Here is a 16,048-nt window from a genome sequence, read left to right as displayed (position 1 = left end):
TACGGGGCAGGGGGCTCAGCCGTTGTCCTTGCCGGTGCCGTGGTTCTCGGCGAGGGCTCGGAGCGTACGGGCGTCGCGGATGGCCTGCTGCTTGCCGATTCCCGGCTGGATACCGAGGGCGGGCATGCTGGTCCCGTCGCTCAGGTCGAGAAAGACCCAGGGGTCGCCGACGCGCAGGTTGACACGGAGAATCTCCGCCCAGGACAGCCGGCGCGTCCGGGTGAGATTGACCACGGTCACCCCGTCCTCGTTCGCGACGATCTTCGGGCGGCTGAGCAGCGCGAGCACGCCGAAGAACAGCAGCGCGGTGAAGATGAAGCTGGACCGCTCCCCCGCGCTCAGCTGCTCCAGGGTCAGGGCGATGACGGTGATGACGACGAACATCGCCGCCCCCACGGTCAGCAGGACCACCCGGGTTCGGGTCGGCCGGAACGTGACCGGGAGTGTGGGGAGTTCGGACCGGGGCGCGGGGGCGGACATGATGTTCTTCTGTCTTCCGGGTGGTCGCCCGGCCGTCAGAGGCGGCAGGCGTGGATGGCGGTGGTGAGGATGGCGCGGGCGCCGAGGTCGTACAGATCGTCCATGATCCGCTGGGCCTCCCGGGCGGCGACCATGGAACGGACGGCGACCCAGCCCTCGTGGTGCAGCGGGGAGATGGTCGGCGACTCCAGGCCCGGGGTGAGGGCGACCGCGCGCTCCAGGTGCTCGACACGGCAGTCGTAGTCCATCATCACGTAGCTGCGGGCGACCAGGACGCCCTGGAGGCGGCGGAGGAACTGCTGCACCTTGGGGTCGTCGTCCGGTGCGCCGGTGCGGCGGATGACGACGGCTTCCGACTTCATGATCGGCTCGCCGATGACTTCGAGTCCGGCGTTGCGCAGGCTGGTGCCGGTCTCCACGACGTCGGCGATGACCTGGGCGACACCGAGTTCGATGGCGGTCTCGACCGCGCCGTCGAGGTGGACGACGGAGGCGTTGACGCCGACGTCGGCGAGGTGCTTGGCGACGATGCCCTCGTAGGAGGTGGCGATCGTCTTGCCGTCGAAGTCCTGCGGGCCCTGCGCCGTGCCGGGCTTGGTGGCGTAGCGGAAGGTGGAGCGGGCGAAGCCGAGCTGGAGGATCTCCTCGGAGTCGGCGCCGGAGTCCAGCAGCAGATCGCGGCCGGTGATGCCGATGTCGAGGCGGCCGGAGCTGACGTAGATCGCGATGTCGCGCGGCCGCAGGTAGAAGAACTCGACCTCGTTCTCGGGGTCGACGAGGACGAGCTCCTTGGACTCCTTGCGCTGCTGGTAGCCGGCCTCATGGAGCATCGCCATCGCAGGCCCGGAGAGTGAACCCTTGTTGGGGACGGCGATGCGCAGCATGAGGTCAGGTTTCCTTTGCGAGGAGGGAGTCTTGTGCGGTTGTACGGAGTGCGATGTGGTGCGGAGGTCGTGCTCAGAGGTGGGCGTAGACGTCATCGAGGGAGATCCCGCGGGCGACCATCATCACCTGGACGTGGTACAGCAGCTGGGAGATCTCCTCGGCGGCGGCGTCCTTGCTCTCGTGCTCGGCGGCCATCCAGACTTCGGCGGCCTCCTCGACGACCTTCTTGCCGATGGCATGGACACCCTTGTCCACCAGCTCGGCGGTGCGGGAGGTGGAGGGGTCGCCGTTGGCGGCCTTGAGCTGCAGCTCGGCGAAGAGCTCTTCGAAGGTTTTGTTCGCCATGATGGTCCTTAGACTAAGGGGTCCGCCTGCTCCACTCAGCGCCAGGGCTCGCTGACCGTGCGCAGCGTGGCGGCGGTGGCGACGGCCGCGGTGACGGCTTCGTGCCCCTTGTCCTCGTTGGACCCTTCCAGTCCGGCCCGGTCGAGGGCCTGCTCCTCGGTGTCGCAGGTGAGTACGCCGAAGCCGACCGGGACTCCGGTGTCGACGGCGACCTGGGTCAGGCCGTTGGTGACGCCGTGGGACACGTACTCGAAGTGCGGGGTGCCGCCGCGGATGATCACGCCGAGAGCGACGATCGCGTCGTAACCGCGGCCGGCGAGGACCTTGGCGACCACCGGGAGCTCGAAGCTGCCGGGCACCCGGAGCAGGGTCGGCTCGTCGATGCCCAGCTCGTGCAGGGCACGCAGCGCGCCGTCGACGAGTCCGTCCATGACCTTCTCGTGCCACTGGGCGGCGACGACCGCCACACGCAGGTCACCGCAGTTACGTACGGACATTTCGGGTGCACCCTTGCCGCTCATGTCTCTCCTACCGCTCGTTTCCGTGTTCGTTACTGGTTGCCGCAGGTCGACGCCGTGGCGGCGTCGAGCCAGGGCAGGTCGTGCCCCATGCGGTCGCGCTTGGTGCGCAGGTAGCGCAGATTGTGTTCGCCGGCCTGGACGGGCATCGGCTCGCGGCCGGTGACGGCCAGGCCGTTCCGCAGGACCGCGGCCGTCTTGTCGGGGTTGTTGGTCATCAGCCGCAGGCTGTGGACGCCGAGGTCCTTGAGGATCTGGGCGCCCGCCGCGTAGTCCCGGGCGTCGGCGGGCAGGCCGAGCTCCAGGTTGGCGTCGAGGGTGTCGATGCCGCGCTCCTGGAGTTCGTAGGCGCGCAGCTTGGACAGCAGGCCGATGCCCCGGCCCTCGTGGCCGCGCAGATAGACGACGACGCCGCGGCCCTCCTCGGTGATCCGGCGCATGGAGGCGTGCAGCTGGGGCCCGCAGTCGCAGCGCTGGGACTGGAAGATGTCACCGGTCAGGCATTCGGAGTGGATCCGGACCAGGACGTCGTCGCCGTCCCCGATGTCGCCGTGGACGAGCGCGACATGCTCGACCCCGTCGGTCGTGGAGCGGTAGCCGTACGCGGTGAACGCGCCGAAGCTCGTCGGCAGCCTCACCTCGGCCTCGCGGCGGACGGTCGGCTCCGAGGAACGGCGGTAGGCGATCAGGTCCTCGATGGAGATGATCGTGAGGCCGTGCTTGCGGGCGAACGGGACCAGCTGGGGCAGCCGCAGCATCGCGCCGTCCTCACCGGCGATCTCGACGATCGCTCCGGCGGGCCGCAGTCCGGCGAGCCGGGCGAGGTCGACGGCGGCCTCGGTGTGGCCGTTGCGGACCAGCACACCGCCGGAGCGGGCGCGGAGCGGGAAGATGTGGCCGGGCCGTACGAAGTCGCCGGGGCCGGCCTCGCCGCCCGCCAGCAGCCGGAGCGTGGTGGCCCGGTCTGCGGCGGAGATGCCGGTGGTCACGCCGTGCGCCGCCGACGCGTCGACGGAGACGGTGAACGCCGTGCGCATCGACTCGGTGTTGTGGTCGACCATCTGCGGCAGTTCGAGCCGTTCCAGCTCGTCGTTCTCCATGGGCGCGCAGATCAGGCCGCGGCACTCGCTCATCATGAACGCGACGATCTCAGGGGTGGCCTTCTCGGCCGCGATGACGAGGTCGCCCTCGTTCTCCCGGTCCTCGTCGTCGACGACCACGACGGGCCGTCCGGCGGCGATGTCGCGGATCGCCTGCTCGACGGAGTCGAGGGTGAGGTCCTCGACGGCGCTTTCGTGTTCCCGGTGCAACCAGGTGGGCTGGGCAGTCATGCCGTGGCTCCTTCCAGAGCGGGTGTCCGCGAACGCAGCCACCAGTCGCGCATGCCCCACAGGACGAGGGCGCCGTACACGACGTAGATGAGACCGGAGAAGGCGAGACCGCTGTGGAAGTTCAGCGGTACGCCGACCAGGTCGACGAGGAGCCAGGCGAACCAGAACTCGACCATGCCGCGGGCCTGGGCGAGCATCGCGACGAGCGTGCCGGCGAATATGTACGCGTCCGCCCACGGGCTCCAGGAGAGCGAGGGGAACGCGGTGAACAGGCCGCCGACCGCGAGGGTGCCGAGTGCGGCGCCGCCCAGCAGAAAGCCGCGCTCGCGCCAGGTGGCGAACCGTACGGCGATGGAGCCGTCCTGGGCCTGCTGCCTGCCCCGGGTCCACTGCTGCCAGCCCCAGACGGCCACGGCGATGACCACGAGCTGCTTGCCGACGCTGCCCGCCTGGTGCACGGAGACATTGGCGGCGACCAGGACGACGCCGGACAGGAGCTGGGCGGGCCAGGTCCAGATCGAGCGGAGCCAGCCCAGGGTCAGCGCGATCAGACCGACCGTGTTGCCGATCATGTCGGACCAGATGATGCGCTGCCCGAAGACGGTGAACGCCTCCGAGTTCAGCCAGTTCAGCGTGGTCACTTCGCCGGCTCCTCGGGCTCCTGCGCGGTGTTGCCGAGCAGCCGCTCGACGTACTTCGCGATGACGTCCACCTCAAGGTTGACCGGGTCGCCGGGCTCCTTGATGCCGAGCGTGGTCAGGGCGAGGGTGGTGGGGATGAGGCTGATGGTGAAGTAGTCGGGTCCGGCGTCCACGACGGTCAGGCTGACGCCGTCGACGGTGATCGACCCCTTCTCCACCACGTAACGGGTCAGGTCCGCGGGGAGGGAGATCTTCACGATCTCCCAGTTCTCGGAGATCTTGCGCTCGACGATGCGGCCGGTGCCGTCGACATGGCCCTGGACGATGTGGCCGCCGAGCCTGCCGCCGACCGCCATGGGGCGTTCCAGGTTGACCCGGGAGCCGGTCTCCAGGGCGCCGAGGCTGGACCGGTTCAGGGTCTCGGCCATCACATCGGCGGTGAACTCGTGCTCGCCGAAGTCGACGACGGTGAGGCAGACGCCGTTGACGGCGATGGAGTCACCGTGCTTGGCGCCTTCGGTGACGACGGGACCGCGCAGGCGGAAGCGGGAGGCGTCGCCGAGCTTCTCGACGGCGGTGACTTCACCCAGTTCTTCGACAATTCCGGTGAACACTCAGTTTCCCTTCCGGGCAGGGCCGGGGACGGCGGTGATGCGCAGATCGGGGCCGATACGGACGGTCTCGGTCACATCGAGGCGCAACGCCTGGGCGATGGTGGAGATTCCGGCGTCGGCGAGGGCCACGGGGCCGGCGCCGAGGAGCACGGGGGCGAGATAGCCGACGACCTTGTCGACCGTTCCCGCCGCGACGAAGGCCCCGGCCAGGGTCGGGCCGCCTTCGAGGAGTACGGAGCGGACGCCGCGCCCGTGGAGCGCGGCGAGCAGGGCGGGGATGTCCAGGCCGGGACCGGTGGCGGCGCGCGGCAGTCGCAGGACGTTCCCTTCGGGGAGATGGCGGGCGTCGGCGTCCTCGGCGACGGCGATCAGCGTCGGCGCGGTGTCGTCGAGGACGCGGGCGCCGGGGCGTACGGCGGTGGCGCCGGTGTCGACGACCACCCGCAGGGGCTGTGAGGCGCCTTCGATGCCCCGCACACCGAGCTGCGGGTCGTCGGTACGGGCGGTGCCGGAGCCGACGACGACGGCATCGGCCCCGGCGCGCAGCCGGTGGACGTCGGCGCGGGACTCGGGAGAGGTGATCCAGCGGCTGGTGGCGTCGGCGGCCGCGATCCGGCCGTCGAGGGTCGCGGCGTACTTCCACAGGACGTACGGGCGCCCGAGGCGCACGGAGGTCAGCCAGGCCGCGTTGCCCGCCTCGGCCTCGTCCGCGAGGAGCCCCTGTTCGGCTTTGACCCCGGCCGCGCGCAGGGTGTCCGCACCGCCGGTGGCCTGTGGGTTCGGGTCGCCGACCGCGTAGACGACGCGGGTGACACCGGCCTCGATGAGCGCCTGGGCGCAGGGGCCGGTGCGGCCGGTGTGGTTACAGGGTTCGAGGGTGACGTAGGCGGTGCCGCCCCGGGCCCTGTCGCCTGCGGCGCGCAGGGCGTGGATCTCGGCGTGCGGCCCGCCGGCGCGCTGGTGGAAGCCTTCACCGACCTGCTGCCCTGCGGCGTCGAGGACGACGCAGCCGACGACCGGGTTGGGGCTGGTGGAGCCGAGACCGCGCGCTGCGAGCGTGATCGCTCGGCGCATGGCGGTGATGTCGGCTGCGGTGTCCACCGGGTCCTCCTGCCTCTTCGGGCACGGACTCCGGGGCCTGTCGATGACGACAGATGAAACGGGAACGCGACAGGGGACGCCGAATGCCGAATACACGGATGGATCGGTTGCCCGAAACCATCCGCCGACGGCGGCGTACCCGTGAAACGGCCCGCCGCGCACTGCCTCCCATCCGGACTTTAACCGTCGGTCCAGGAATCTCACCTGGTCAACCGGCCGCTGGATGCGGACGGGTCGCGGACTATAACCGCCGGTTCGGAATTGCACCGACCCCGGAGTGCGCTGCTACTGGTACACGATCAGTGTGCCACGCCCGCTCATGGGCCATACGGGTGAGCAGCTGTGGGGTGGCTCACAGGGGGCACGGAGCGGGGTCCGCAACGGGAGAGTCCCCGGTCGGTGCCGGGCTCGACCGCGCTCTGACAGGGTGGGCGAATGCCGACGATTCCGGTGACCTGCGGTACCGGAACACTCGGTCGACAGGTGACGGACCGGCTGCACGCCGACGGGCACGACGTACGCGTGCTGAGCCGCCGCTCCCAGCCGTACGCGGTCGATCTGCGCGACGGCAGGGGGCTGGACGTGGCGGTCGAGGGCGTGGACACGATCGCGCACTGCGCCTCCACCCCGCGCGGTGGCGACGACACGGCGGCCGGACATCTGATCGAGGCCGCGAAACGGGCGGGCGTCCCCCATCTCGTCCATAACTCGATCGTCGGCGTGGACCGCCTGCCTCTCGGCTACTACCGGATCAAGCACCGGGTCGAGCGGATGATCGAGGAGTCGGGGACCGGCTGGACGATCCTGCGGACCACCCAGTTCCACGATCTGGTCCTGCGCATCGTGGCCGGAGCGGCCCGGCTGCCGGTGATGCCGCTGCCCGCCGGGGTGCGGATGCAGCCGGTCGACTCCGGTGAAGTCACGGACCGGCTGGCCGAGTTGGCCGCCTTGGCACCGGCGGGCCGGGTGCCGGACATGGGCGGCCCCGAGATCAGGGCACTCCCCGAACTGGCCCGCGCCTGTCTCGGGGCGACCGGACGGAAGCGGCCCCTCATGCCCGTACGGCTGGCGGGCAAGGCGTACGCCGGATACCGGCGCGGAGACCATCTGAGCCCCGAACGGGCCGTGGGGAAGGCGACGTTCGAGGAATTTCTCGCCGAGCGGTTCAGCCGGCCGGAGTGAACAGCTCGTCCTGAGCCGCCTCCCGGGCGGCGAGCAGCGCGCCGCGAAGCACCGCGGCGCCGCCCAGCCGGCCGGCCCTGACCTCGGTGCGCAGCGGGGACATCATGGCCAGCCGCTCCTCGACCCGTGCCGCGAGCGCGTCACCGCCCGCGTGGCCGACCTCGCCCGCGAGCAGCACACAGCCCGGGTCGAGGACCGAGGCAATGGCGGCGGCGCCGAGTGCGAGACGTTCGGCGAGGACTCCCAGGAATGCCTCGCTCTCCCCCTCCCCCGCCAGCGCGGCCCGTACGGCGAATGCGGCACCCGGCTCCTTGCCCCCTTCGACCGCTCCCGGGGGCACGACAATGCCGTGGGCGGCGGCCAGTTCGCAGACCGGGGCGGAGCCCACCAGCGAGTGGAAACCGCCGTCGCAGTTGACGGCCGACGGGGTGCCGGTCGTGCCGGGCACCGGCAGGAAGCCGATCTCGCCCGCACCTCCGGAGGCCCCGCGGCGGAGCTTCCCGTCCAGCATGACGGCGGCGCCGACGCCGTGGCCGAGCCAGAAGAGTACGAAGGTGTCACGGTCGCGGGCCGCACCGATGCGGTGTTCGGCGACGGCGGCGAGATTGGTCTCGTTCTCGACCAGCACGGTGGCGGGCAGCCGCTGCTGAAGCACCCGTACCAGTCGCCGGTGCCAGGCGGGCAGCCCGGTGGTGTCGCGCAGCTCGCCGGTGACCGGGTCGATCAGACCGGGTGCGCCGATGCCGACGCTGTGCAGCGGAGCGGCGCCCGCCTCGCGCGCGGTGCGTTCCAGCAGTGCGGCGGCCTGTTCGGCGGCGGCCTCGGTGTCGGTGTCGCTGCCGATGGGCAGGGTGGCCTCGGCGAGCGTGACGCCGAGAAGATCGGCGACGACCACGGCGACGCTGCCGGTGCGTACGTCGAGCGCGGCGAGGTGGGCGCGGTCGGCGGCGATCCCGTACAGCCGGGCGTTGGGGCCGCGGCGCTCGGCGCCGGCCTCACCGACCACCCGGATCAGGCCGGCCCCCTGCAACCGTTCGACGAGGTCGGCGACGGTGGGACGGGAGAGACCGGTCAGAGTCTTCAACTGCGTGGCCGTCAACGGGCCGTCCTGCTGGAGCAGTCGCAGGGCGAGCCGGTCGTTGATGGCCCGAGCGGTGCTCGGTGATGCGGGCATGCCGGGATCCTTCCAGATCACTGCCGCACAGGATTAAGGGGTGGACTATTTATCAGGCAGGGTTCCTGATAGTTTACGCCCGCACCGTGGAGACGGGCGCCGGGGTCGCCGGTGACAGAGGATTCCCAGGGGAGGGCACGGCGGTATGACAACGGATTCCACAGAGACGGTCTTCGGCATGGAGCAGGTGAGGCGGGCCAGGTTCGCCGTCGCCGCTGTCTTCACCGTGCACGGCGCGGTGACCGGCAGCTTCGCCACCCGGGTGCCCTGGATCCAGGACCACGCCGGGGTCAGCGCCGGGCAGCTCGGTCTCGCCCTGGCCTTCCCGGCGATCGGCGCCTCGCTCGCGATGCCGCTGGCCGGTGCGATCAGCCATCGCTTCGGCGCCAGGACCGCGCTGCGCGGACTGCTCGCCCTGTGGACGCTGGCGCTGATCCTGCCCGCGCTGGCACCCAACCTGCTGACGCTGTGCGCCGCGCTCTTCGTGTACGGGGCATCGGCCGGCATGTCGGACGTGGCGATGAACGCCCTCGGTGTCGAGGTGGAGAACCGCCTCGACAAGTCGATCATGTCCGGGCTGCACGGGATGTGGAGCGTGGGCGCCCTGGTCGGTTCGGCGGCGGGCACGGTGGCCGCGCATCTGGGCGCCGACGCCCGGCTGCACCACTCCATCGCCGCCCTCGTCCTCACCGCGCTCGGCCTGATCGCCTGCCGGGGCGTACTCGATCTGCGCAGCGAGCCGGACGAGGAGCCGCCGCCGCGCTTCGCGCTGCCGCCGAAGTCGGCGCTGATCATCGGTGCGGTGGGCTTCTGCGCGGTGTTCGCGGAGGGGGCCAGCCTGGACTGGTCGGCGGTCTATCTCCGGGACATCATGGACACTTCCGCCGGGCTCGCCGCGGCGTCCACGACGGCGTTCGCGCTCACGATGGCGGTCGCCCGGATCGTCGGCGACAAGGTCGTCGACCGCTTCGGGGCGGTCAGGACCGTACGGGTCGGCGGCGTCCTCGCGACGGGCGGCGGACTGCTCGTGGTCGCATCACCGAACGCGGTATGGGCGATGTGCGGTTTCGGGCTCCTGGGCCTCGGTGTCGCCGTGGTCGTCCCGCTCGCCTTCGCGGCGGCCGGACGCAGTGGCCCGAACCCGAGTCAGGCGATCGCGGGCGTCGCCACCATCACGTACACCTCCGGGCTCATCGCCCCGTCCGCGATCGGCTCGCTGGCCGAGGCGACGTCGCTGGTCGTGTCGTTCAGTCTGGTCACGGTGCTGGCGTTCGGCCTGGTGCTGGGGGCCGGGGTGCTGCGTGCGGGCGACCGCAGGGCCGTGTCGTCATCGGCCGCCGCCGCTTCGAGCACGGCAGCGGCCGAGCCGCGCCCCTGAGCCGTCGGCTCCGCGGGGCGCGGCGGACGGTTCAGCCTGCGATCGAGTCGAGCTGTTCCGCGGCGGGGCGCAGTGCCCACAGGTCGCCGCCGGGCGGCGTCTGAAGCTGCCCGACGGCCGCCTCGGCCTTGGCGTCACCGGCGTCGGCGGCCGCGTGCACGACGTCACTGGCCGCGTACCGGTAGAACTCCAGCTCCGGGTGGGGCCAGGGGGCGGCACCGGTGGCGGCGGGCAGCAGATAGTCGACCGCCTTGAACAGGCTCTGCCCCTGCGGTCCTTCGTACGCCCAGAGGTCCACGCCGACCTGCTTCCCGATGGCGGCGAGCCGGGTGTAGGCGACCAGGTCGAAGGTCGAGTAGTGCCAGCTGCGGGTGCGTGCCAACTCCTGCGGCTGGGTGCCGTCACCGGCTATCTGCTGGTCGATCCGCAGCGCACGGGCGTCCAGGACGACCTTGCGGGCGAGTGCCCTGTCCCCGGTGGCCAGGGCGAGACCGGCGATCTGCATGTCCTGGAAGGTGCCGTGGTTGTTCTGAGCGGCTGTTTCCTGCTTGCCGAAGTCGGAGTTCACCAGCCAGTCGAGGAACGAGGTGTTCCAGGCCCGCATGGCGGTCCGGTCGCCCTTCGACCAGCCGGGTGCGCCGGTGTCGAGCAGGGCGACGGCGTCCAGAACGGACGTGTACTGCTGGGAGAAGTCGATGATGCCGATGGCCCGGCCGTCGTACTTGCAGGGGATGAACTGCCCGTGGTTCAGGTTGGGGTTCATCCGCGTCGCGGGGTCCAGGAACCAGGTGCGCAGGATGTCGGAGGCGTGCTCGGCGTACTGCTTCCGGCCCGTGTAGTACCAGGCGAGGCTGAGGGTGGTGACGGAGTTGAAGACCTTGCCGATGTCGGGGCGGTCGGTGCCGGTGTCGACCTCGGGGTTGCGTTCGCCGTCGCGCTGGACGTACGGGCAACCCCAGGGGTTCTCCGCCGTTCTCGGCTGGGAGGGCCACCAGTACGGCGCCTGGCTGAGGTAGTCGTGCGGGTCTCCGCTCGGCGCGGGCTTCGGCTTGTCGACGACCGTCCAGGGGCCCTGGCCGAGCCAGCCGTCCGCCTCGGCGGTCAGCGCCCGTACGGCGGTGCGAAGGGCCGGGTCGCCGTGGTCGAGCCGGAGCTTCGTCTGCTGGATGCGGTGTCCGTCGATGACCACGGTCCTCGGCGCGCGGGGCGGCGGGCGGTGGCCGTGCGCGGTGGCGGCCGCCGAGGAAGCGGCCGGGACCAGCACCGCGGTCAGGGCGACCGCGGCGGTGAGGAGGGCGCCCAGGCGCCGACGGGGTCTTCCATTCATCGAGCACTCCCATCAATCATGTACGTGAACCATGTTCATGACCAAGACCGTGCGAGCGTAGGGCTGCCTGGTCGGAGTGACAATGCTTCGCGCACGATTCATGCATGGGATCCGTGGTGGGACGCTTGCGGCCCACAGCCCGGCCACGAGCGCGGCGCGGTCCGGCATTACCATGGCGCTGATCTTTTCTGCGGTTTGCGCCGTGCCGGGCGAGGCACTGGACTCCGCACCTACACACAGGGAGCGACCATGGGCCTCGGCGTGCGCTGGACCTTGCACGGCGACGGGAAGACCCCCGCACCGGGGGCCGTGGTCCGGCCGGACGAACGGCTCTCCTGGCCCCGTACGTTCGGGCTCGGCGCCCAGCATGTGGTCGCGATGTTCGGCGCGTCGTTCGTCGCTCCGGTACTCATGGGCCTGGACCCGAACCTGGCGATCATGATGTCGGGTGTCGCGACGGCCATCTTCCTGCTGGCCACCCGCGGCCAGGTGCCCAGCTACCTCGGCTGTTCGCTCTCGTTCGTCGGGGTCGCCGCGACGATCCGGGCGAGCGGCGGCAGCAGCGCCGTGGTCACCGGTGCGGTCTTCGCCGTCGGTGTGGTGCTCTTCCTCGCCGGCCTCGCGGTGCAGCGCTTCGGCGCGCGGATCATCCATGCGGCGATGCCGCCGGTGGTCACCGGCGCCGTCGTCATGCTGATCGGCTTCAACCTGGCTCCGGTGACCGCGTCGACGTACTGGCCGCAGGACCAGTGGACGGCACTGCTGGTGATGCTGTTCACCGGACTGGCCGTAGTGTGCCTGCCCGGATTCTTCTCGCGCATCGCGATCTTCCTGGGCCTGGTCTTCGGGTACGTGCTGTCCTGGGTCCTCGACCGGATCTTCGGCAAGATCCACTCCCCGGCGGGCGGCGCCGAGGCCGTCGACCACTGGCGGCTCGATCTGTCGGGTGTCTCCAAGGCCGACTGGATCGGACTCCCGTCCTTCCACGCGCCGAGCTTCGAGTGGTCGGCGATCCTGGTCGCCCTGCCGGTGGTCATCGCGCTGATCGCAGAGAACGCCGGACATGTGAAGGCCGTCGGCGAGATGACCGGCGCCTCGCTGGACGACAAGCTGGGCACCGCGATCGCTGCCGACGGCGCCGCGTCGATGCTGTCGACCGCGGTGGGCGGCCCGCCGAACACCACGTACTCGGAGAACATCGGTGTCATGGCCGCGACCCGCGTCTACTCCACCGCCGCGTACTGGGCCGCCGCCTGCTTCGCGCTGCTTTTCGGCCTCTGCCCCAAGTTCGGTGCGGTCGTCGCGGCCATTCCCGGCGGCGTGCTCGGCGGCATCACCGTCATCCTGTACGGCATGATCGGCCTCCTCGGCGCCCAGATCTGGCTGCACGGCAAGGTCGATCTGCGCAACCCGCTGAACCTCGTGCCGGCCGCGGCGGGCATCATCATCGGCGTCGGCGGAGTCAGCCTCAAGATCACCGACAACTTCGAGCTGAGCGGCATCGCCCTGGGCACGATCGTGGTGATCACCGGCTATCACGTACTGCGGGCCTTCGCCCCGGCGCACCTCAAGACTCAGGAGCCTCTGCTGGACTCGGGGACGTCTGCGTACGACGATCAGACGCCGCCGGACAAGGCGTAGTACCCGAGCGGGGGCCTCCGGCTGCTCGCACGCCGGGAACGGCGCGGTGCGTGCCGCAGCCGTTCCCCCGTTCCGATGAACCCTCGGCCCGTCGGCGCCGTGGAGCGCTCATGGCTGGGACGCTGCCCCCATGGCGCAGTTCGAGCAGTTGCAGAAGTCCGCAGTGGGGGCCGGACCGGTCGCCACTGCGGCCCCCGACATCACATCCGTGATCGAGCGGATGCGTGCGTTCCACTCCGCCTGGCCGCCGGTGGACGGGGTCGAGGACGGGGTGGAGGTCTTCAACCAGGTCTATCTGACGGTCACCGAGACCATCGGCCGGCAGATCCACGACGGTACGTTCTGCGACCGGCGGGCCGCTGCCGCGCTGGATGTGCGGTTCGCGGAGCGCTATCTGTCGGCGGTCGACGCCGCCACGGCGGGGCACCGGACGCCCGACAGCTGGCGTCCGCTGTTCCAGTACCGGCGCCATCCCGGTGTACGGCCGCTGCAGTTCGCTTTGGCCGGCATCAACGCGCACATCGGCCACGATCTGCCGCTCGCCGTCGTGGACACCTGCCACACGCTCGGCTGCACCCCACCCGACCTCGAAGAGGAATTCGACCGGGTGGGCGATCTCCTCGTGACGCTGGAGGAGCAGATCCGCGAGGGCCTGATGCCCGGCCCCGATCTGCTGGAACTCGCGGACCCGCTCACCCATCTGCTCGGCTCTTGGAGTCTGGAACGGGCCCGCGAGGCGGCCTGGTCGGCGGCCCTGGTGCTGTGGCGGTTGCGTGATGTCCCGCTGCTCGCCGAGGAGTTCCGGCAGCGGCTGGACGCGGGGGCGGGTCTGGTGGGGCGCTGTCTGCTCACTCCCTGTCGCTGACGGCGCCCCGCCCGCCCCTCAGAAGCAGTCGCCGTACCAGTGCACCGCGCCGGGCGCCGTGACCGTGGCCCGGACGGATTCGGCGGTGGCGTGCAGCGGGCGCGCCATGCCCACGTGCTCCTCCACCGACCGGGCGTCCGCCAGCAGGGCCGGCAGTGCTGCCCGGACCTCGGAGCTGTCGGGGAGCCGGACCCGGGCCCGGACCGGTCCCGCGCCACGGCCCCGTTCACCGACGGCGGCGAACAGGTCGCCCAGGCACTCGGGCGCGCCCGCGAATTCGCGTACCTCCACGCACTCCCCCTCGTACTGGGCCACGATCCAGCCGACGAGCGCCCCCGATCCGGGGTCCTGGGCCACGAACGACCGGTCGAGGGGCCCGTACCAGGCAGGCACGCGCACCGCCCAGTCCTGAGGAGCCCGCAGCGAGCTGAGCGGCCTGTTCGCGTTGTACGCATGGTGCAGGGCGGCCACCTCCACGGCATCCTCCGCGGCGGCCTCGCGGACCCGGAACACCCCTGGGGCAGCGGTGGACGCGAGTGTCCCCTCGGTGTACGTGCTGCCGAATTCCTGCCATCCCGAGCCCCGGTATACCCCCGGCGTCCCGGTGAACAGCAGCGACCAGGCGCACTGTTCGGCCACCATGGTGCGTTCCGCCTCCACCAGCAGCCGCCGCACCAGCCCCTGGCCCCTGGCCTCGGGACGGGTGGCGACGCTGCCGATGCCGCCGACCCGCCGCGGGGTGCCGTGCGCGTCGCGGATCAGCCTCGGTACGTAGACGACGACCGCGTCGATCCCGCCCCCCTGACCGTTCTGCGCGACGAACGTATGGCGGTGGCGGTCCGGGTCGAGGTCGTGGAGGCCGACGATGTGCGGGGCGTCGAAGCACCGTTGCCACAGGGCGGCCAGGGCCGGATCGTCGGCCGCGGTAGCGGTCCTGATGACAGCGGTCACAGGGTCAGGTTCCCGTCCGTGCGCACCGAGTCGCCGTTCGCGGGCATCGCGCTGCGCTTCGTACCGTCCTCCACGCACGCGGTGTGCAGGACCGAGTCCAGGGCGTCCGGGGCGAGGTGGAGCGTGCCGCCCGTGAAGCGGCTGCCGGTCGCCGCGTAGTGGTTCGTGCCGTCGGCGATGCGCACATGGGCGGTGTCCGGTCCCAGGGCGGCGCTGCTGAGCGCGGTGATGTCCCAGGTCACCTTCCCGGGGCCGGCCGCTCGCCCGAGCAGCGCCTCGGCCTTGTTGCTGCCGGTGAGGCGGGTGCCGCCGGTGACGGTGATCCGCTGGTCGCGCACGGCGCTGAGTTCGATGCCGGTGTTGTCGTACGTGCCGCCGTCGATCCGCAGATCCGCCGATCCGACCGAGAGCGGGGCCGCGTTCTCGGCGCCGGTGACGGTGCAGTCGGTGAAGTGGACGGGCCCCGCACCGCGCAGGATCGCGCCGTCGACGCCCTTGAAGGTGCAGCGTACGAAGTGGACGGGCGCGGTGACCGGGGTCTGGACGAGGACGGCGCCCGCGGGCGGCTCGAAGGAGCAGTCGCTGATGGTGGTCGGCCGGGTGGAGCGGGCGGAGCGCTGGGCGACGGCGAAGGTCTTGGCGGTGCAGCCGCGCACCTGGGCCCCGTCGGCGTTGACGGTGAGGGTGCCGGCCTGGTCGAAGGTGGGGCGCGCGATCACCGTGATGTCTTCGAGCGTCAGGTCGGTGATCTTGGTATTGGCGGTGAACCAGGAGCAGACATGTCTGCGTACGGTGATCCGCTTCGCGGAAATCCCCCACTGCGCACCGGAGTTGGCTATGTCCATCAGTCCGGAATTGCCGTCGAAGAGCAGATCGTGCTCGTACTGCCCGTGTGTCGTGAAGGGGTTGCCGCCCGCGTCGTCGCCGTCGCCGTGGCAGTTCACGACGGTGCAGTAGGCGGAGGCGGTGAGGTCGTTGAGATGACGGACGTTGCTGGTCGTGCAGTCCGCGACCCGTCCGTACAGGCAGTAGATCTGCTGGGTGAGATAGCCCGCGCCGCCGTACTCGACGGTGGGCGGGTTCTTCAGGGAGCACTCCTCGGTACGGAACCGGGTGCACCAGCGGCGCATGATGACCGGCCAGAAGGAGCCGGTGGCGTGGATTCCGGAGACGTCGCAGCCGACGGCGTACTCGAAACTGACGGGGTGGGAGCCGGTGTACTCGTCGGGCCCCGCACCCTCGAAGACGAGGTTGCGGATGTGGGTGTTGTGGACCGGCTCGATGCGGGTCCAGGTGAGGTTGCGGCCCGCGGCGAGTTCCCAGCCGTTGAGGTAGCCGATCCGGATGTGGTCCGCGTCGATGATCTCGGTGATCTCGACCAGCTTCTGCAGCTCGCGTTCGTCACCGCCGCCGCCCGCGACCGGGTCGACCTGCACGGCCCACCACTGGCCGACCTCGAACGCCTTGGCATCGGGAACCGGGAAGGCGTCGGTGAGCTCGATGACCTTGCCGGTGAGCGCGTGTTCGACGGTGGTGTCGGTGACGGTGCCGCGGAAGGAGAGGACGGCGCCGAAGGGGTTGTCGTGGGTGTTCTTCTCGATGCCTTCGGTGCGCA

Annotated in this window: 16 protein-coding genes and 1 riboswitch; of the genes, 4 read left to right on the top strand and 12 right to left on the bottom strand. The window is 70.9% G+C overall.

The features are described 5' to 3' along the window. Positions 1-15: 15 nt before the first annotated feature. The 8 genes from ACGFU7_RS38205 to ribD all read right to left on the bottom strand — a co-directional run bounded on the left by ACGFU7_RS38205 (position 16) and on the right by ribD (position 5,915). The gene (locus ACGFU7_RS38205; RefSeq protein ID WP_393702322.1) at positions 16-480 is read right to left on the bottom strand and encodes a PH domain-containing protein; all 465 of its coding nucleotides are present in this window, start codon (positions 478-480) and stop codon (positions 16-18) included. Between the two features lie 35 nt (positions 481-515). After that, positions 516-1,364, bottom strand: coding sequence for an ATP phosphoribosyltransferase (gene hisG / locus ACGFU7_RS38200; protein ID WP_093894540.1), 849 nt, complete (start codon positions 1,362-1,364; stop codon positions 516-518). Between the two features lie 73 nt (positions 1,365-1,437). Beyond that, positions 1,438-1,710 carry a phosphoribosyl-ATP diphosphatase gene (locus tag ACGFU7_RS38195; RefSeq protein ID WP_018524273.1) on the bottom strand — a complete coding sequence of 91 codons (273 nt, stop codon included), beginning with the start codon at positions 1,708-1,710 and terminating at the stop codon, positions 1,438-1,440. Between the two features lie 35 nt (positions 1,711-1,745). After that, positions 1,746-2,231 carry a 6,7-dimethyl-8-ribityllumazine synthase gene (gene ribH, locus ACGFU7_RS38190; RefSeq protein WP_393702320.1) on the bottom strand — a complete coding sequence of 162 codons (486 nt, stop codon included), beginning with the start codon at positions 2,229-2,231 and terminating at the stop codon, positions 1,746-1,748. 29 nt (positions 2,232-2,260) lie between these two features. Beyond that, positions 2,261-3,559, bottom strand: coding sequence for a bifunctional 3,4-dihydroxy-2-butanone-4-phosphate synthase/GTP cyclohydrolase II (locus ACGFU7_RS38185; RefSeq protein ID WP_393702318.1), 1,299 nt, complete (start codon positions 3,557-3,559; stop codon positions 2,261-2,263). Further along, entirely contained in the window at positions 3,556-4,200 is a 645-nt protein-coding gene (locus ACGFU7_RS38180; RefSeq protein WP_393702316.1) for a nicotinamide riboside transporter PnuC, read from the bottom strand. Before ACGFU7_RS38180 ends, ACGFU7_RS38185 begins: the two co-directional genes overlap by 4 nt. Further along, a complete protein-coding gene (locus ACGFU7_RS38175) occupies positions 4,197-4,814 on the bottom strand; it encodes a riboflavin synthase (RefSeq protein ID WP_393702314.1) in 618 nt (205 codons plus the stop codon). The genes ACGFU7_RS38180 and ACGFU7_RS38175 overlap by 4 nt, the downstream gene beginning before the upstream one ends. After that, positions 4,815-5,915 carry a bifunctional diaminohydroxyphosphoribosylaminopyrimidine deaminase/5-amino-6-(5-phosphoribosylamino)uracil reductase RibD gene (gene ribD / locus ACGFU7_RS38170; protein ID WP_393702312.1) on the bottom strand — a complete coding sequence of 367 codons (1,101 nt, stop codon included), beginning with the start codon at positions 5,913-5,915 and terminating at the stop codon, positions 4,815-4,817. 154 nt (positions 5,916-6,069) lie between these two features. Beyond that, positions 6,070-6,200: riboswitch (FMN riboswitch) on the bottom strand. Between the two features lie 150 nt (positions 6,201-6,350). Between ribD and ACGFU7_RS38165 the strand changes: the two genes are divergently transcribed. Then, the gene (locus tag ACGFU7_RS38165; RefSeq protein ID WP_393702310.1) at positions 6,351-7,097 is read left to right on the top strand and encodes an SDR family oxidoreductase; all 747 of its coding nucleotides are present in this window, start codon (positions 6,351-6,353) and stop codon (positions 7,095-7,097) included. Here ACGFU7_RS38165 and ACGFU7_RS38160 read toward each other — a convergent pair. After that, positions 7,081-8,271: an ROK family protein gene (locus ACGFU7_RS38160; protein ID WP_393702308.1), complete on the bottom strand. Its 1,191-nt coding sequence runs from the start codon at positions 8,269-8,271 to the stop codon at positions 7,081-7,083. The genes ACGFU7_RS38165 and ACGFU7_RS38160 overlap by 17 nt on opposite strands. Positions 8,272-8,416: 145 nt before the next feature. Between ACGFU7_RS38160 and ACGFU7_RS38155 the strand changes: the two genes are divergently transcribed. Next, positions 8,417-9,649, top strand: a complete 1,233-nt coding sequence (locus ACGFU7_RS38155) for an MFS transporter (RefSeq protein WP_393702306.1) — start codon at positions 8,417-8,419, stop codon at positions 9,647-9,649. Between the two features lie 31 nt (positions 9,650-9,680). Here ACGFU7_RS38155 and ACGFU7_RS38150 read toward each other — a convergent pair whose 3' ends face one another. Next, entirely contained in the window at positions 9,681-10,976 is a 1,296-nt protein-coding gene (locus ACGFU7_RS38150) for an alginate lyase family protein (RefSeq protein ID WP_393702304.1), read from the bottom strand. 249 nt (positions 10,977-11,225) lie between these two features. Here ACGFU7_RS38150 and ACGFU7_RS38145 point away from each other — a divergent pair, with 249 nt between their 5' ends. Together ACGFU7_RS38145 and ACGFU7_RS38140 are read left to right on the top strand one after the other, a co-directional pair. Further along, on the top strand, positions 11,226-12,617 hold the full coding sequence (locus ACGFU7_RS38145) for a uracil-xanthine permease family protein (RefSeq protein WP_393702302.1): 1,392 nt from the start codon (positions 11,226-11,228) through the stop codon (positions 12,615-12,617). 130 nt (positions 12,618-12,747) lie between these two features. Further along, the gene (locus tag ACGFU7_RS38140) at positions 12,748-13,482 is read left to right on the top strand and encodes a DUF5995 family protein (protein ID WP_393702301.1); all 735 of its coding nucleotides are present in this window, start codon (positions 12,748-12,750) and stop codon (positions 13,480-13,482) included. Positions 13,483-13,500: 18 nt separating this feature from the next. On the opposite strand, the gene ACGFU7_RS38135 is transcribed toward ACGFU7_RS38140, so the two are convergent. Continuing rightward, the gene (locus ACGFU7_RS38135; RefSeq protein ID WP_393702299.1) at positions 13,501-14,433 is read right to left on the bottom strand and encodes a GNAT family N-acetyltransferase; all 933 of its coding nucleotides are present in this window, start codon (positions 14,431-14,433) and stop codon (positions 13,501-13,503) included. Next, positions 14,430-16,048: peptidase C14 (locus ACGFU7_RS38130; protein ID WP_393702298.1), on the bottom strand; the 1,619-nt coding region annotated here is incomplete at its 5' end. The genes ACGFU7_RS38130 and ACGFU7_RS38135, both read right to left, overlap by 4 nt.

Origin of the sequence: Streptomyces sp. NPDC048473 (genome assembly GCF_043200155.1) — a bacterium.
Taxonomy (GTDB): domain Bacteria; phylum Actinomycetota; class Actinomycetes; order Streptomycetales; family Streptomycetaceae; genus Streptomyces.
The sequence above is the reverse complement of the archived record's forward strand: the minus strand, read 5'-3'. Positions and strand labels throughout refer to the sequence as shown.

What these genes read in the sequence shown, in the direction of transcription:
- ACGFU7_RS38195 (WP_018524273.1), bottom strand. Translation starts at nt 1,710, where the DNA reads ATGGCGAACAAAACCTTCGAAGAGCTCTTCGCCGAGCTGCAGCTCAAG.
- ACGFU7_RS38150 (WP_393702304.1), bottom strand. Translation starts at nt 10,976, where the DNA reads ATGAATGGAAGACCCCGTCGGCGCCTGGGCGCCCTCCTCACCGCCGCG.
- ACGFU7_RS38145 (WP_393702302.1), top strand. Translation starts at nt 11,226, where the DNA reads ATGGGCCTCGGCGTGCGCTGGACCTTGCACGGCGACGGGAAGACCCCC.
- ACGFU7_RS38155 (WP_393702306.1), top strand. Translation starts at nt 8,417, where the DNA reads ATGACAACGGATTCCACAGAGACGGTCTTCGGCATGGAGCAGGTGAGG.
- ribH (WP_393702320.1), bottom strand. Translation starts at nt 2,231, where the DNA reads ATGAGCGGCAAGGGTGCACCCGAAATGTCCGTACGTAACTGCGGTGAC.
- ACGFU7_RS38165 (WP_393702310.1), top strand. Translation starts at nt 6,351, where the DNA reads ATGCCGACGATTCCGGTGACCTGCGGTACCGGAACACTCGGTCGACAG.
- ACGFU7_RS38185 (WP_393702318.1), bottom strand. Translation starts at nt 3,559, where the DNA reads ATGACTGCCCAGCCCACCTGGTTGCACCGGGAACACGAAAGCGCCGTC.
- ACGFU7_RS38140 (WP_393702301.1), top strand. Translation starts at nt 12,748, where the DNA reads ATGGCGCAGTTCGAGCAGTTGCAGAAGTCCGCAGTGGGGGCCGGACCG.
- ACGFU7_RS38205 (WP_393702322.1), bottom strand. Translation starts at nt 480, where the DNA reads ATGTCCGCCCCCGCGCCCCGGTCCGAACTCCCCACACTCCCGGTCACG.
- hisG (WP_093894540.1), bottom strand. Translation starts at nt 1,364, where the DNA reads ATGCTGCGCATCGCCGTCCCCAACAAGGGTTCACTCTCCGGGCCTGCG.
- ACGFU7_RS38160 (WP_393702308.1), bottom strand. Translation starts at nt 8,271, where the DNA reads ATGCCCGCATCACCGAGCACCGCTCGGGCCATCAACGACCGGCTCGCC.